Consider the following 13272-nt stretch of genomic DNA (forward strand, 5'->3'; position numbering starts at 1 on the left):
CGGGCAGTCATCGAAGATCGAGGAGGCAGCGTGTCAACGATGGTGATGACCGGCGGCACTTCAGGATTCGGAGCGATCGCGGCTGAGCGGCTGACTCTGGCGAGAGACGCTCGGCTGATCCTGGGCGCGCGCCGACCGGCACCTGCCGGTGAGTCGATCCCGCTCGACCTCACGGAGCTGGACTCGGTACGCGCCTTCGCGACGTCGGTCCGCGAACGGCTGGGCGACACCCCCGTAGACACATTGGTGCTCAACGCCGGCGTGATCCTTCCCGAGGCCACCGGTCGAACCGTCGACGGCTTCGAGACGACGTTCGCCGTCAATCACCTCGCGCACTACCTGTTGCTGCGCCTGCTGCTGCCCGTCCTGGCAGACAGCGCGGTCGTCGTGCTGACCACGAGCGGCACACACGATCCCGCCATCAACGCCGGGCTGGCGCCGCCGCGTCACGCCGACGCAGAGCTGCTGGCGCACCCCGATCGCGACCGCGGCCGGGACCCCCGGCCGAGCAAGGCGGGCCAGCACGCGTACACCGCGTCCAAGCTGTGCGCCGTACTCACCGCCCGATCGTTGTCCGAGCGCCGCGACGACCGGACCACTGTGGTCGCCTACGATCCGGGGCAGGTGTTCGGGACAGGATTGGCCAAGGACCTGCCGTTCCCCATGCGAACGGCCTGGTCGCTGCTGGGCATATCGCTGCTGAGGCGGCCGCTGAGCAGGCTCAACCCCCATCTCAACAGCCGCACTGCCGCGGGAAACACCCTGGCGGACCTGGCTCTCGGCCTCGCGACGCCCCCGAACGGACACACATACGCCTCCCTGCGACGAGCACGGCTCACCTGGCCGGACCCGTCGGAACTGGCGCGCAGCGACGAACTTGCGCAGGCGCTCTGGAACGACAGCGCCAGGCTCGTCGGTCTATCGGACTGAGTTCGTTCCGAAACGGCAGGTCCGAAGGAGCGGCTGGAGGTCCTCGTCGAACGTCAGCTCATCAGCGTGACAGCGGTCGCGGTTGGTGCGGACCCTGATCCGGCCGTGCACGAGGTACGGCTTGCAGCAGTGAACACAGCAGTTGTGCGGCGGTGTCGGCGGACATTTCGCCGGGTGTGTTCATGATCTGGGTGGCGAGTCCGTCGACGAACGTGTGCAGGAGCGCCGCCCAGAGCTCGACCTGGGCATCAGGGTGCGGAAGCGTGGCCTGGCTCGGTTCGCGGACCGGCTCGTACCCGTGTAGGGCGGCGATGCATTGACGGTAAACCGCACGTTGGTCGTTCCACGTCACAGAGCCTCCTTCTGGAGGGTGTTGACGTTCCCATGCCACGATGGCTGACCACAGCGCGTATTCCTCGCGCCGCTCGGCATCCAACGGCAGCATTTCCTCCACGATGTCGACGATCTGCTCGACCATCGAACCTCGGGTGCGGGGCCGCTGGAGGCGTGGGAGGACCCGTCTCCGGAGGGTGTCGGTGGTGGCCTGTACGACGTAGGCCTGCAATTCGTACTGATTGCTGAAGTAATGCCGCAGGGACCCGGTGGACCAGCCGGCTTCGGCGGCGACTCCGCGGACGGTCACGCCGGCAAGGCCTTCGCGCAGGATCACCTGGATGGCGGCCTCGCCGAGCTCGGCCCGTCGCCGGTCATGATCAACGAGTCGTGGCACCTCCACATGCTAACACGCGTGTGCTATTTTAACTGACACGGACGTGTTATTACGGCTCGTCGGCTCCCGGAGGGAGACAGGTTTGTCGATCGAGACGATTGGCGCGGTGCTCGGACTGGCCCTGCTCGACACGCTGAGTCCCACCGTGATCGGGATAACGCTCTATCTGCTGCTGACCAGGCCGCGCCACCTGGGCGCGTTACTCGGCGTGTACCTCGGATCGGTCGCGATCGCGTACTTCGCCTTGGGCGTGCTGCTCATGCTCGGCCTGGGCGCTGTCGTACCGCTTGTCGACGAGACCGTGTGGGCCTGGGGACAGGCCGTCCTCGGCGCAGCGCTCATCGTGGGGAGCTACTTCATCCCCGACAAGAACCCCGAACGTGCACCCATCCAGGCTCGGTCCTTCAGCATGCGCTCGATGCTGCTGTTAGGGCTGGGGACCTGGCTGTTCGAGTTCGCCACCGCCGTACCGTACTTCGGCGCGATCGGCATCATGACCTCGGCCAACCTGCCCGCCGTCCAATGGTCGTCGCTCCTGGGCGTGTACGTGACCATCATGGTGATCCCGGGCATCCTGCTCTTCGTCGCATGGGCCGCCCTGGGCGAACGGCTGCGTGAACGGTTCGAACGGTGGCAGGACAAGCTCTCCACTGGATCCCGCACCGTACTGAGCTGGATCGTCTGGATTGCAGGATGCCTGATCCTCCTGGAGGCAGTAGACGCGCTGTTCACGGAAGTATCCGTCTTCACTCCATGGGGATAGCCAAGTGATCGGAACTCGCGCACCGCCGATGAGCTTCCGTGCCGGAGCCGGTCTTAACTGTCATGACAACCTTCGCGCTTATCCACGGTGGCGGCGGGAGTGCCTTCGACTGGCACCTGCTCGAAGCCGAACTCCGCGGTCGCGGGCACGACACGGTTGCGGTGGACCTGCCGATGTCCGACCCGCGGGCGACACTCTGGGATTACGCCGACGCCGTCGTTCGGGCGGCCGGCGACCGGCGGCCTCTCGTGGTGGTGGCCCACTCATGGGGCGGTTTCGTCGGCCCCCTTGTCTGCGCGCGGGCCAGGGTCGCCGCGCTTGTCCTGGTGTCCGCCATGATCCCGAGGCCGGGTGAGGCGCCGGACGACTGGTGGGAACGCAGCGGGCGGCCCTCGTCCAGCATCGACGACGACTTCGAGCTCTACCTGCACGACGTCCCACGCGAGCTGGCCGAGCGGGTGCTGGCCCACGACGGTGCGCTCGCCGAGAGGATGAGCGTGGAGGTGGCGAGCCGTGAGCCCTGGCCGTTGCCTGCCTGGCCGGACGTTCCGACCAGCTACCTGCTCTGCCGCGACGACCGCTTCTTCACCCCCGGCTTCGCGCGCCGCCATGTGAAGGAGCGGCTCGGCCTCGTCCCGGACGAGATGCCCGGCAGCCACATGGTGATGCTGTCGCGGCCGGGCGAGCTGGCCGATTATCTGGTCCGGGTTCTTCCCGCCGGGTGAGATGAACGTCAGAGAGCCCGCGTCCGATTCGATGCGTGCGTGCGACCTGGTCAGATTGCGTGGGTTCGTACGGATACTTCAAGGACGACGGCGTGGGCGCCGTCGGCGTCGACCAGGTGTTCTTCCATGGTGGGGCCGGTGATGGCCAGGTGGTGGCGGTCCAACCAGCCGAACAGGTCCTGCCCGGCGCGGACCACATCTGTGGAGGGCGGAACGACGGCTCGCACGACGGCGCGAGCGGGCAAGGTGAGGTGCTCGCCGACACGATCGGTGGTCACCGCCGCGGTGAACCCGCCGGTCGGCTGCCCTCGCAGCCAGGTCAGCAGGGTCGCCGGCGGTGCCGGGCATACGGTGGCCAGCTCGGACGGGTGATCGAGGCGCACATGGCGGACGCGTAGGCGGCGCGGGCCCAGCGTGGCCTGCTGAGGCAGGATCGACATCGGCGTGGCGAGGTGGTCCTCGGCCTGAGCCGCGGTGTCGGCCAGAGCGGCGATGTCACGCTTGATGCCCGTCACGATCTCGGCCAGGGCCTGCCGCAGCTGTGCCTCGGGAGCGTCCAGCAGATCGGCGATCTGGCGTAGCGGCAGGCCGAGGCGCTGCAGGCCGCGGATGCGTTCCAACCGCGACAGCTCGGCCACGCCGTACCAGCGATAGCCGGTGGAGTGGTCCACCGCGGCGGGAGCCAGCAGCCCGATCTTGTCGTAGTGGCGCAGGGTGCGTCCGGATACGCCGACCATGCGCGCCAGTTGCCCGATCCGCCACACGGTGGCTTCCTTTCCCCGGCATGTTGACTTTGTCGCTACGGCAAGGTCCTACCGTCACCGTCCATGACCGATCCGTACCCTCGGACCCGACTCACCGGTGTCCTGCTGTTGACCTCGTTGGTGGCCATGATGGCCGGTGCGGCCATCGTGGTGCCATCAGGGTTGACCCTGAATTCAGCCGACCCCGAGGCCACGTTGGCCGCGGTAACCGAGCAGTTCGAGCTGCACCTGATCGAGTTGGCCTTCGACGTGCTGGGCTGGCTGGCACTGACCGCGGCCGGGCTCGTGATGTCCGCCCGCTCTGCCGAGGCCCCCAGGCCGCACCTGGTGACGCTGGCCGGCGGACTGCTGGCCGCCGCGGGGCTGGCGGGCCTGCTTCATGACGCCGGGAACCTGGCGCTGACCCAGTTGGCCGCTGACCCCGCCGCCCCGGCGGTCGTCACCGTGGCCTGGGCGGTGCTGCTCACCGCCAAGTGGGCGGTCAACCTGGCCGGGCTGCTGTGGGTCGCCGCCACCGCCGCCGCAGCAGTCGGCATCCCGATGCCCGCAGGGCTCCGCATCGCCGGTGCGGTCGCCGCGATCTCCGGCCTGGCCGCGGTCGCGCTTCCGTGGACGACCGGGACCGATGGGCCGACGGCGGCGCTGGAACAGCTCGGGTACGCCCTCCACCTGCCGATCATGATCTGGTACGGCGTGCTGGGCTGGCGGTGTCTGCGTGGCCGGTGAGTTGCCGGCGCAGAACTGCTGAACCCCATGATCGCGCTGCTGTACATCCCCTACGATCACCAGCTTAGGCAGAGCAAGCCGGCGCAGGTCACGAGCATTGGCCTCGCGCGTGGGGGGAAAGGTGCAGGTAATGAGCGTTCAAGCTGATATTTCGGGACGGCGAACCCTGCTGGCAGGAGCCGCGTCCCTCGCAGCCGCCTGCCTTGCCGGCTGCTCATCGGCCGAGGTGATGAACAGGACGCACAAGGCGGTGTCCGCGCCTCTCACCGGACCGTCTCCTGGAACGCCGAAGGCCGCCTACGAACGGCTGGTGGAGGGCAACAGACGCTGGGTCACCAACGCACTCCAGCATCCGGATCGCGATCCCACCCGCCGGGAGTTGCTGGCCGCGAGCCAGCAGCCCTATGGAGCGGTGCTGTCCTGCATCGATTCCCGGGTGCCGCCCGAGCTCGTCTTCGACACCGGCCTGGGTGATCTGTTCGTCATGCGCAGCGGCGGGGTGGCTGTGGGGCCCGTCATCACCGGCTCCGTCGAGTACGGGCCGATGACCAGCGGAACTCCGCTGATCGTCGTGCTCGGTCACCAGCGGTGCGGCGCGGTCTCCGCCGCGTACAAAGCCCTGCGGGAAGGCAAGCCGCTGCCGGGCAACCTCCAGGTGATCGCGCAGGCTCTGCGTCCGGCATACGAACAGACCGTACGGCAGAGCAGCGCCGACCCCGCCGATGCGATGGCCAGAGCCCAGGTGAAGCTGACCGCGAACGCCCTGCGCGGCAATCGAGACCTCGCGCCGCTGGTGAGCAAGGGAGTCCTGGCCGTGGTCAGCGCGTATTACTCCCTGGACACGGGCCAGGTCGAGATCCTGAACGGCGCACCCGCCTGAGCGCTGGCGAGCCGAACTCGTGACCGGTATCGGAGCAGGGGACCGTTCCCCCACCAGCAGGGAAGCCCTCACGATCTTCGGCGACAGGCGTGGGAGTCGGCATCGAACTCCCCGCTTGCGTCCGAGGCCGGCCACCGGTTGGCCAAGGCAGGGATGAATGTCACCATTCCCAGACGGCTGATCGACGAGGCAAAGCTTGCCTGCTGGCTTCAGGCCTACGTCGACAACGCCCGCGGGAGACCTTTTGTCGGTCATGCGGCCGCGTCCTGGAGGACAAGCAGCACACGACCGCCCGTCTCGACCTGGTGCACATCCAGCCCGACGTCCCACCAGAGGTACGAGATGCCGGGCGGGCGTGCCGTGCGTGCTGAAGCTGAGTCGGTCGGAGGAGACCACCGCCGACGAGACGGTGGCGCTGACCACATGGGACGGTCGTGGAGCCGTACGCCTGTTTGAGTCGGAGCCGCAGGTCGGGGCGCTGTTGATGGAGCGGCTGGACCCGACCAGGTCTCTGCGCGGCCTGGACCTGTGGCCTGCCGCCCAGGTGGCAGGCGAGCTCGTCCGCCGGCTCGCCGTGCCCGCTCCGCCGGGACTGCGCTCCCTGTCCGAGCTCGCCGATGTCATGGCCGAGCACCTCCAGCGGCGCCAGCGTGCGCTGGGCGATCCGGTGCCGCGGGCGTGGCTGGACGCCGCACGGAGCCTCGCGGCCGATCTCGGCGGGCGCGACCACCACGTCCTGATCCACGCGGACCTGCACTACGGCAACGTCCTTGCCGGGGAACGTGAACCGTGGCTCGCGGTCGACCCGCGGGCGGTCCGGGGCCACCCGGAGTTCTCGGTGCCCGAACTGATGTGGACCCGGGCCGACGACCAGGCGCTGGACTCCGATAACGCGGTGCATCGACTGCTGCGCACGCTCGTGGAGGCCGGCGACCTCGAAGCCGACGCCGCTCACGGGTGGATCGTGGCGCGGTGTGTCGACTACTGGCTCTGGGGCCTGGAGAAGGGCCTCACCATCGACCCGGTCCGCTGCGAACGCGTGCTGACCGCCCTGCTGTCCTGAACCGGCTGCCGCCGAAGGACCGCGGCCTGATGGGTTTCTGCCCGTCCGTGCCTGGTTTCTGACCCTTCCGGGTCTCGTTGCCTCCACGTCACAGGCGTCGGCCGATGGTGAGGACGACCGACCAGTGGCGGGTGAGTCGTCCGTCCGGGCGGGCGGCGAGGCGGCGGCGTATCTCCTGGTAGAGGTGTTCCCGCTTGGCCGGCTCCATGGCGATGTGGCCGGAGAACGTGTCGAGCAGGGCGATGTATTCGTCAGCCGTGTAGCGCAGCGCCCAGACGTAGAGTCTCGTCCCGACCACCGTGAAATGCCCGGAGGCGTCGAACTCCGTGGCGATGGGGTCGGGCAGGTCCTCGGGCGGTAGCGGTGGCCACGGGCCGCCATCGCCTTCGCCGATCTCCTCGTAGACCTTCTGGATCTCCGTGAAGAACGGGTCGAAGCCTGCCGGCATCGCGTGGTCGGCGTTCCACACGGCCAGGTGGCCGCCCTGGGTGAGCAGCTCGGCTGCCTTGGCGTACTTGACCTCCGGGTCCACCCACTTCCACGCCGTGGCCGCATAGGCGAGGTCGAAGCGAGCCCCTGTCGGCGGCTCCCAGTCTTCGAATGACGACGTGACCACGGAAACGCCGGAGAATTCGGCGAGGCGGTGCCGTGCCTCCGCCGCCAGAGCATCGCCGAGCTCGACCGCGGTGATCCGGAAGCCCATCCGCGCCAATGGCAGCGTGGCTTTCCCCGGCCCGCATCCCACTTCGAGCAGGTGCGCGGGTGGCGTGATCGCCGTGATCGCAAGCAGGTCCGCATACAGCTCGGCCGGGTAGTCGGGGCGTGCGTCTTGATAGAGGTGGGCCGCGCTGTCGAAGGTGGCTCGAAGCCGAAGATCGCGGGACATCCTCCAATCCTGGCCTGATCGTCGCCGAACGCGAAGTCAGACAACGAAAAACTGAGTCGTTTGTCGCGATATGTCATGGCATCGTGTTTGGCATGAGTGCAGGCTCCACCCGGTTCTCCGATCGCGACGAGCCGCAGCAGTATCTGCGCCAGGGCAGGGTCTTGGTGCGCTGCCCGCGCTGTGCGGACTGCGCTGTGGCGAGCAGCGGTCGTGTGACCTGCCTGTCCTGTGGATACGCCAAGGAGTACGCGCCCGAGACTAGGCCGGGCGCTCCCTGCTATGCCGGACTCGAGTTGTGGCTGCAGACGCCCTGCAGAGGCCGTGTGCTGTGGGCCTACAACGCCGAGCATCTGGATTTTCTGGAGCGATATGTCCGCGCATTCATCCGTGAACGGGAACCCAACCGCAACGGAAGCCTGGCCAGCCGGCTCCCGGCATGGTTGAAGGACGCCAAGAACCGTGACGCGGTTCTCGGCTGCTGCGCCACTCTCCGCGTCCGTCTGCGCAAGGTAGCCTGCTACGAGATTGACGCCGGTCAACGTAGGGTCGCCGACAGCGACCATGTGCATTGAAACGTCGCCCTTTACGACTGCGCAGTACTCCAGTCGCAAGGGTGGTCATTCCTGACATCGACGAAACTCAACTGGCGCGCAGATCGCCGGCAGAGGTGACAGGAGCGTGCACCCGAGCGCCGTAGGTAGGGGGACCGTACGGTCATCGGCTCTCGTGTCGATGAGGTACGTGCGGGCCGGGGGTCAGGTCCGGGAGGACGCCGTCGGCGAGAGGAGGTGGTGCCGGTTCAGCCAGCCGGCGACAGCCCGGCCGATGGCCTCCGGCTGGTCCTCGGGCGCCTGGTGGCCGGCGGGTCCGATCCCTTCGATCTCCAGGGCGGCGATGTTCTGGCGGGCCCAGTCCACGATCTCGGGGGAGGCGATGCCGACACCGTCCTCGACCGTGAGGAGCAGTTTGGGCACCTCGGGGCTGGTGGCGAGCCAGATGCCGTAGGCGTCCATGCGCTCGGCCACATCGGCCGGTTCGCGGTCGTAGGGAATCTCGCGCGGCCACTGGAGGAGAGGACGGCGCGAGGCCGGGTCGAGGTAGGGCGCGCGGTAGACGTCGTGATCCTCCGGGCTGAGGCCTGACTTGATGGCGAACGGGTGGGGCAGGGCGTACTCGATGGCGGCGTTCTCCTCCAGTAGCAGTCGCTCGCCGAGCCCGGGGGCGCGCAGCGCCTGGGAGTGGTCGACCACGTCCGGCGGCAGCTCCGCCCACATCTGCGGCCGCAGGAACGTCTCCAGGAGGGCGACGCCGCGCACCTGGCCGGGGTGGCGGGCGGCACGGTCCATGGCCAGTGCGCCGCCCCAGTCGTGGCCGACCAGGACGGCCTCCTCCAGTCCCATGGCTTCGAACCACGCATCCAGGTAGCGGGCGTGGTCGGCGAAGCGGTAGCCGATGTCGGGCTTTCCGGAGGCGCCCATCCCGATCAGGTCCGGGGCCAGGACCCTGGCGCGATCGGCGACGTGCGGGATGACGTCGCGCCAGATGTAGGACGAGGTGGGGCTGCCGTGCAGGAACACCACGGGCGACTCCCCCTGCCCGGTCTCTGTGTAGGCGAGATGGGAGTCGATGACGGCGACAGTAAGCATGATCTTCAGATCCTTCGACGAGGTTGGCCTGGACTCTAGATCCGCACTCTGCCAACTGTCAACTTGCCAACTAATTTCTATGCAACCATCATCAGCAGAACTATCAAGCTCAAGAAGTGAGGCTCGTGCCCGCCCGGGCGAGGAACGTCGTCGACGACGAGGCCGGGCCGCTGCCGGACGGCGCCCTAAAACGGCCGCGACGTCTGCACTAGTGCACAGAAGGGCGGTTCCGGTCGTGGCCAGGGCTTAAGGCATGCTCGTGCGTACGGTGTCCACATGAGATATCTGGAAGGGCCGTTCGCGCCCGTCACTGAAGAGGTCACCGCCTACGATCTCCCTGTCACCGGGCGGATCCCGGCCGAGCTCAACGGCCGCTACCTGCGCAACGGGCCCAACGCGCTGGGCGTGGAGGACCCCGTGGTGCACATCTGGGGCATGGGCCAGGGCATGGTGCACGGGGTGCGGCTGCGTGACGGCCAGGCCGAGTGGTACCGCAACCGCTTCGTGCGCACACCGGGCTTCGCGCCCATGGTGCACGTGATCGAGCACGCCCAGCGCACCTTCGCCCTGGCGGAAGGCGGCCTGCCGCCCGCCGAGCTGGACGAGGAGCTCAACACCGTGGGCGGGTGCGAGCTGGGAGGGACCGCGGAGGGCTTCACGGCGGGGGCGCACTCCAAGCACGACCCGCTCACCGGCGAGCTGCACTCGCTGTCGTACATGGTGGGCCACGACCTCGTCCAGTACATCGTCACCGATGCCGGAGGCAGCGTCGTCCAGACCACCGCCATCCCCCTGACGCGGACGCCGTTCATGCACGACTTCGCGCTCACCGAGAACCACGTGGTGTTGTGGGACACGCCGCTGGGCTTCGACGGGTTCGACTGCCGGTGGCTGCCGGAGCACCCGACGCGGGTGGGCGTCATGCCGCGGACCGGCGGTGACGTGCGCTGGCTGGAAATCGACCCGATCCATGTCAGCCACACGCTCAACGCCTACGACGACGGCGATTCGGTCGTGGTCGACCTGGTCACGGCCGAGGGGCCGTTCGATCCCGCCGACCCCGGGGCGATCCGGCCCATGCTGGACCGCTGGACGATCGCGCCGGACAAGATCCACCAGCGGCGCGTCGACGACCGGCCGCAGGACTTCCCGCGCGTGAACGAGGCGCGTGCCACCCGTCCGCACCGATATGGCTACTCGGCCGCCACCGCCCTGTACGGGATCCCGTTCGTGCCCGAGGGCATGCCGCCGGACGACGCCTTCACCAACGCCCTGGTCAAGCATGACCTGGAACGGGGGACGGCCGAGGTGCACGGGTTCGGCAGGGACGAGGCGGTCGGGGAGGCCGTGTTCGCCGCGGCGGGGGAGGGGGAGGACGAGGGGTACTTGCTCACGTATGTGCATGATCCCCTCCGGAACGCCAGCGACCTGGTGATCCTCTCGGCCCAGGACTTCACCGGCGAGCCCGTCGCGCGCGTCCACCTCCCTGTCAGAGTGCCGCTCGGCCTGCACGGCAACTGGCTGCCCGACCACTGATGCGTGGCAGCATGGCGTGGTGAACGATCCGCAACCGCCGTACCTCCGGATCGTCGCCGACATCGAGCGGCGCATCGCCGAAGGAGAGCTGCGGCCCGGCGACCCTATCCCCACCACCAGGGCGATCATGCGCGAGTGGGGCGTCGCGATGGCGACGGCCACCAAGGCGCTGGCCGCGCTCAAGCAGGCGGGCGCCATCGAGTCCGCGTCTCGGGTCGGCGCCGTGGTCGCTCCCCGGAGACTGCCCTCGCGTTCGGCCGGAGGGCTCGAACGCGACCGGGTCGTCCGGGTGGCCATGGAGATCGCCGACGCCGACGGCTTGGCCGCGCTGTCCATGCGGGCGGTGGCGGCCAAGCTCGGGGTCGCCACCATGACCCTCTACCGCCACCTCGAGGCCAAGGCCGAGCTCACCCAGCTGATCGCCGACGCCGCGTTCGCCGAGATCGACTATCCGGAGCCGCCGCCAGGATGGCGTTCCCACCTGCGGGTGGCCGCCCAGCTGCAGTGGGCGGCCTACCAGCGCCATCCCTGGTTGCCGCGGCTCGTGTCCATCACCCGGCCGGTCACGCTGCCGGGGCTGCTGGCGTACGCGCTGTGGACCCTGCGCGCGCTCGACGGCCTCGGCCTCGACCCGAACACCCGGCTGCACGTCTACGCCACGATGGTCAACTTCGTGCGGGGGACGGCGGTGAACATCGAGAGCGAGGTGGGTGCCGAGCTGGACACGGGGATGACCAGCAAGCAGTGGCTCAGCGCTCGGCTCCCCATCGACGGACCGCTGATCGCCCAGGTCACGGAGCCGGGCGCGGAGGTCGATCTGGAGTCGCTGTTCGCCTTCGGCCTCGAACGCCTGCTGGACGGCCTGACCATCCTGATCACACCCCGTGACGTCCGCCGGTGACCGTGCCTTGCTGCACTGCACGCGGATCGTGAAAGGGCAGCGCCGCCGCGCTGTCGTGGGGCACGCGAGCCCTTGATCTCTACCGTGGTTGAGGTATCAGGATGATCTGCGAGGCCCTGTCCCGCACCTGACCATGAGGAGCGCGTACGTGAGCACGGATACCGGCTTCTACTCGATCATCGACTACACCGTTGACGGCTCCGGCACCCAACGGGAGCTGGTGGCGGCCTTCGCGGAGACGCGCGCTCCTCGCCGGTGACGACCACGCCGAGGAGGTTCGAGCCGACCGGCGCCGGCTGGATCGCCGGAGACGCGACCGTTCAGGACGTACAGGACTTCGCACCCCACATCCGGCAGGCGTGGGCCGACGCCGGCGCAGATCACCGCCGCGATCGCTGATTTCGACCGGATCGGCTGCGATGAGCTGATCTTCATGGGGAACGATCCCGATCCTGGGCAGGTGGACCCCCTGGCGGACGCGATCGGTCTGTAGGAACGCGAGGACCGACACCGGTCGTGGGCCCACGCCGTACCGGTTGAGGTGCCGGGAGTCGGGAGCGTGCCGCCGTGACGGTCGAAGGGGCGTGTTTGCCCAGGTCGCGGTGGTCGATCGCGGGTACACCTGCTGGAGAGCGGATCCTGCCGGGCGCCGTGCCGGTTCGCGGACCGCGTGTCCGGCCCCGCAGCTCGGCCGCACGTCCCGCGACACGCAGCGACTCAGAAGGGGATCGACCGATGGTTGCCAGTGACCTTGTTCTCATCGCCGGGGCCGGTGGCGTGGGCCGCGCAGTGCTCGATCAACTGCGCGAGCAGGACGTGCCGGTGCGCGCGATGGTCCGCCGCGACGACGCTCGCGCGGCTGAGCTTCGTGCGCTCGGCGCGGAGGTGGTCCTCGGCGATCTGACCCGACCCGAGACCGTGGCGGCCGCGCTGGAGGGGGTCGGGCGGATGTACTTCGCGATGCCCGTGTCGCCGGACCACCTGCTGGCGGCGACCGTGGTGGCCACCGTGGCTCGGGAGTACGGGGAACTGGCCGGCCTGGTCGGCATGTCACAGATGACGGTGTCGCAGATGACCGCCACCAGCACCGCGGAGTCGCACCAGCAGCGGCTCCACTGGCTGGCGGAGCAGGTGTTCAACTGGTCGGGCCTGCCGGTGGTGCACATCCGGCCGACGTCGTTCCTGGACAATCCGCTGTTCACCACGCTGGCGGCGCAGTCGATCCGGGAGAACGGCACGATCGCGCTGCCGTTCGGTACGGGGCGCACCTCGCCGGTCGCCGCGGACGACGTCGCCCGGGTGGTCGCCACCGTGCTGCACGATCCGGCACCGCACATCGGGCACGTCTACGAGCTGACCGGGCCACGCGCGGTCGACATGACGGAGATGGCCGAGGAGTTCTCGCGGGCGTTGGGGCGTCCGGTGTCCTATGTGGACGTGCCGCTCGACAGGTGGCGAGCGGAGGTGCTCGCGAAGGCGGGCCTGCCGCCGCACACCGAAGAGCACATCGCCACCATGGCCCGGCTGCACCGCGAGAACCGCTACGACCGCACGTCCGACGACGTCGAACGCGTGACAGGGGTGCCTGCCCTGACGATCGAGGCGTTCGTGGCCGCCCGCAGGGACTTCTACCTGGGGTGAGCCCCCGACATCTCGTTCGGTCGGTGGGGCGTGGCTTGCTCAACCCGAGCCATTCCCTGACCTAAGCCGCGCAAGCTGGAC

The 13272-nt window shown here is 68.8% G+C and carries 15 protein-coding genes; 11 read left to right on the top strand and 4 right to left on the bottom strand.

From position 1 onward, the window contains the following. Positions 1-39: 39 nt before the first annotated feature. On the top strand, positions 40-930 hold the full coding sequence (locus tag V5E28_RS31165; RefSeq protein WP_336212406.1) for an SDR family NAD(P)-dependent oxidoreductase: 891 nt from the start codon (positions 40-42) through the stop codon (positions 928-930). A gap of 61 nt (positions 931-991) precedes the next feature. On the opposite strand, the gene V5E28_RS31170 is transcribed toward V5E28_RS31165, so the two are convergent. Then, positions 992-1660, bottom strand: coding sequence for a TetR/AcrR family transcriptional regulator (locus tag V5E28_RS31170; RefSeq protein ID WP_336212213.1), 669 nt, complete (start codon positions 1658-1660; stop codon positions 992-994). Positions 1661-1742: 82 nt separating this feature from the next. On the opposite strand from V5E28_RS31170, the gene V5E28_RS31175 reads away from it, so the two are divergent. Further along, positions 1743-2423, top strand: coding sequence for a GAP family protein (locus V5E28_RS31175; RefSeq protein ID WP_336212214.1), 681 nt, complete (start codon positions 1743-1745; stop codon positions 2421-2423). Between the two features lie 62 nt (positions 2424-2485). After that, entirely contained in the window at positions 2486-3148 is a 663-nt protein-coding gene (locus tag V5E28_RS31180) for an alpha/beta fold hydrolase (RefSeq protein WP_336212216.1), read from the top strand. 50 nt (positions 3149-3198) lie between these two features. Here the strand turns inward: V5E28_RS31180 and V5E28_RS31185 are convergent, their stop codons facing one another. Then, positions 3199-3912 (bottom strand): MerR family transcriptional regulator, encoded by a 714-nt coding sequence (locus tag V5E28_RS31185; RefSeq protein WP_336212218.1) that lies wholly within the window; start codon positions 3910-3912, stop codon positions 3199-3201. Positions 3913-3975: 63 nt separating this feature from the next. On the opposite strand from V5E28_RS31185, the gene V5E28_RS31190 reads away from it, so the two are divergent. The 3 genes from V5E28_RS31190 (at position 3976) to V5E28_RS31200 (ending at position 6581) form a co-directional block, all read left to right on the top strand. Further along, positions 3976-4638, top strand: a complete 663-nt coding sequence (locus V5E28_RS31190) for a hypothetical protein (protein ID WP_336212219.1) — start codon at positions 3976-3978, stop codon at positions 4636-4638. A gap of 130 nt (positions 4639-4768) precedes the next feature. Beyond that, positions 4769-5518: a carbonic anhydrase gene (locus tag V5E28_RS31195; protein ID WP_336212221.1), complete on the top strand. Its 750-nt coding sequence runs from the start codon at positions 4769-4771 to the stop codon at positions 5516-5518. Positions 5519-5882: 364 nt separating this feature from the next. Next, positions 5883-6581 carry an aminoglycoside phosphotransferase family protein gene (locus V5E28_RS31200; protein WP_336212222.1) on the top strand — a complete coding sequence of 233 codons (699 nt, stop codon included), beginning with the start codon at positions 5883-5885 and terminating at the stop codon, positions 6579-6581. A gap of 88 nt (positions 6582-6669) precedes the next feature. Here V5E28_RS31200 and V5E28_RS31205 read toward each other — a convergent pair whose 3' ends face one another. Then, entirely contained in the window at positions 6670-7467 is a 798-nt protein-coding gene (locus tag V5E28_RS31205; protein WP_336212224.1) for a class I SAM-dependent methyltransferase, read from the bottom strand. A 323-nt stretch (positions 7468-7790) separates the two neighbouring features. Between V5E28_RS31205 and V5E28_RS31210 the strand changes: the two genes are divergently transcribed. After that, entirely contained in the window at positions 7791-8039 is a 249-nt protein-coding gene (locus V5E28_RS31210; protein ID WP_336212225.1) for a hypothetical protein, read from the top strand. 183 nt (positions 8040-8222) lie between these two features. On the opposite strand, the gene V5E28_RS31215 is transcribed toward V5E28_RS31210, so the two are convergent. Further along, the gene (locus V5E28_RS31215; RefSeq protein ID WP_336212227.1) at positions 8223-9113 is read right to left on the bottom strand and encodes a haloalkane dehalogenase; all 891 of its coding nucleotides are present in this window, start codon (positions 9111-9113) and stop codon (positions 8223-8225) included. Positions 9114-9389: 276 nt separating this feature from the next. Here V5E28_RS31215 and V5E28_RS31220 point away from each other — a divergent pair, with 276 nt between their 5' ends. The 4 genes from V5E28_RS31220 (at position 9390) to V5E28_RS31235 (ending at position 13191) form a co-directional block, all read left to right on the top strand. After that, positions 9390-10649 carry a carotenoid oxygenase family protein gene (locus V5E28_RS31220; protein ID WP_336212228.1) on the top strand — a complete coding sequence of 420 codons (1260 nt, stop codon included), beginning with the start codon at positions 9390-9392 and terminating at the stop codon, positions 10647-10649. Between the two features lie 19 nt (positions 10650-10668). After that, positions 10669-11550, top strand: a complete 882-nt coding sequence (locus V5E28_RS31225) for a GntR family transcriptional regulator (protein WP_336212229.1) — start codon at positions 10669-10671, stop codon at positions 11548-11550. 255 nt (positions 11551-11805) lie between these two features. Further along, entirely contained in the window at positions 11806-11949 is a 144-nt protein-coding gene (locus tag V5E28_RS31230; RefSeq protein WP_336212231.1) for a hypothetical protein, read from the top strand. Between the two features lie 336 nt (positions 11950-12285). Then, positions 12286-13191, top strand: coding sequence for an NmrA family NAD(P)-binding protein (locus tag V5E28_RS31235; RefSeq protein ID WP_336212232.1), 906 nt, complete (start codon positions 12286-12288; stop codon positions 13189-13191). Positions 13192-13272: the final 81 nt, after the last annotated feature.

Origin of the sequence: Nonomuraea sp. LPB2021202275-12-8 (genome assembly GCF_037044575.1) — a bacterium.
GTDB lineage: Bacteria > Actinomycetota > Actinomycetes > Streptosporangiales > Streptosporangiaceae > Nonomuraea.

Excerpts from the sequence above, each read along its gene's own strand:
- V5E28_RS31235 (WP_336212232.1), top strand. The coding sequence starts at position 12,286 with ATGGTTGCCAGTGACCTTGTTCTCATCGCCGGGGCCGGTGGCGTGGGC.
- V5E28_RS31195 (WP_336212221.1), top strand. The coding sequence starts at position 4,769 with ATGAGCGTTCAAGCTGATATTTCGGGACGGCGAACCCTGCTGGCAGGA.
- V5E28_RS31220 (WP_336212228.1), top strand. The coding sequence starts at position 9,390 with ATGAGATATCTGGAAGGGCCGTTCGCGCCCGTCACTGAAGAGGTCACC.
- V5E28_RS31205 (WP_336212224.1), bottom strand. The coding sequence starts at position 7,467 with ATGTCCCGCGATCTTCGGCTTCGAGCCACCTTCGACAGCGCGGCCCAC.
- V5E28_RS31180 (WP_336212216.1), top strand. The coding sequence starts at position 2,486 with ATGACAACCTTCGCGCTTATCCACGGTGGCGGCGGGAGTGCCTTCGAC.
- V5E28_RS31165 (WP_336212406.1), top strand. The coding sequence starts at position 40 with ATGGTGATGACCGGCGGCACTTCAGGATTCGGAGCGATCGCGGCTGAG.
- V5E28_RS31215 (WP_336212227.1), bottom strand. The coding sequence starts at position 9,113 with ATGCTTACTGTCGCCGTCATCGACTCCCATCTCGCCTACACAGAGACC.
- V5E28_RS31190 (WP_336212219.1), top strand. The coding sequence starts at position 3,976 with ATGACCGATCCGTACCCTCGGACCCGACTCACCGGTGTCCTGCTGTTG.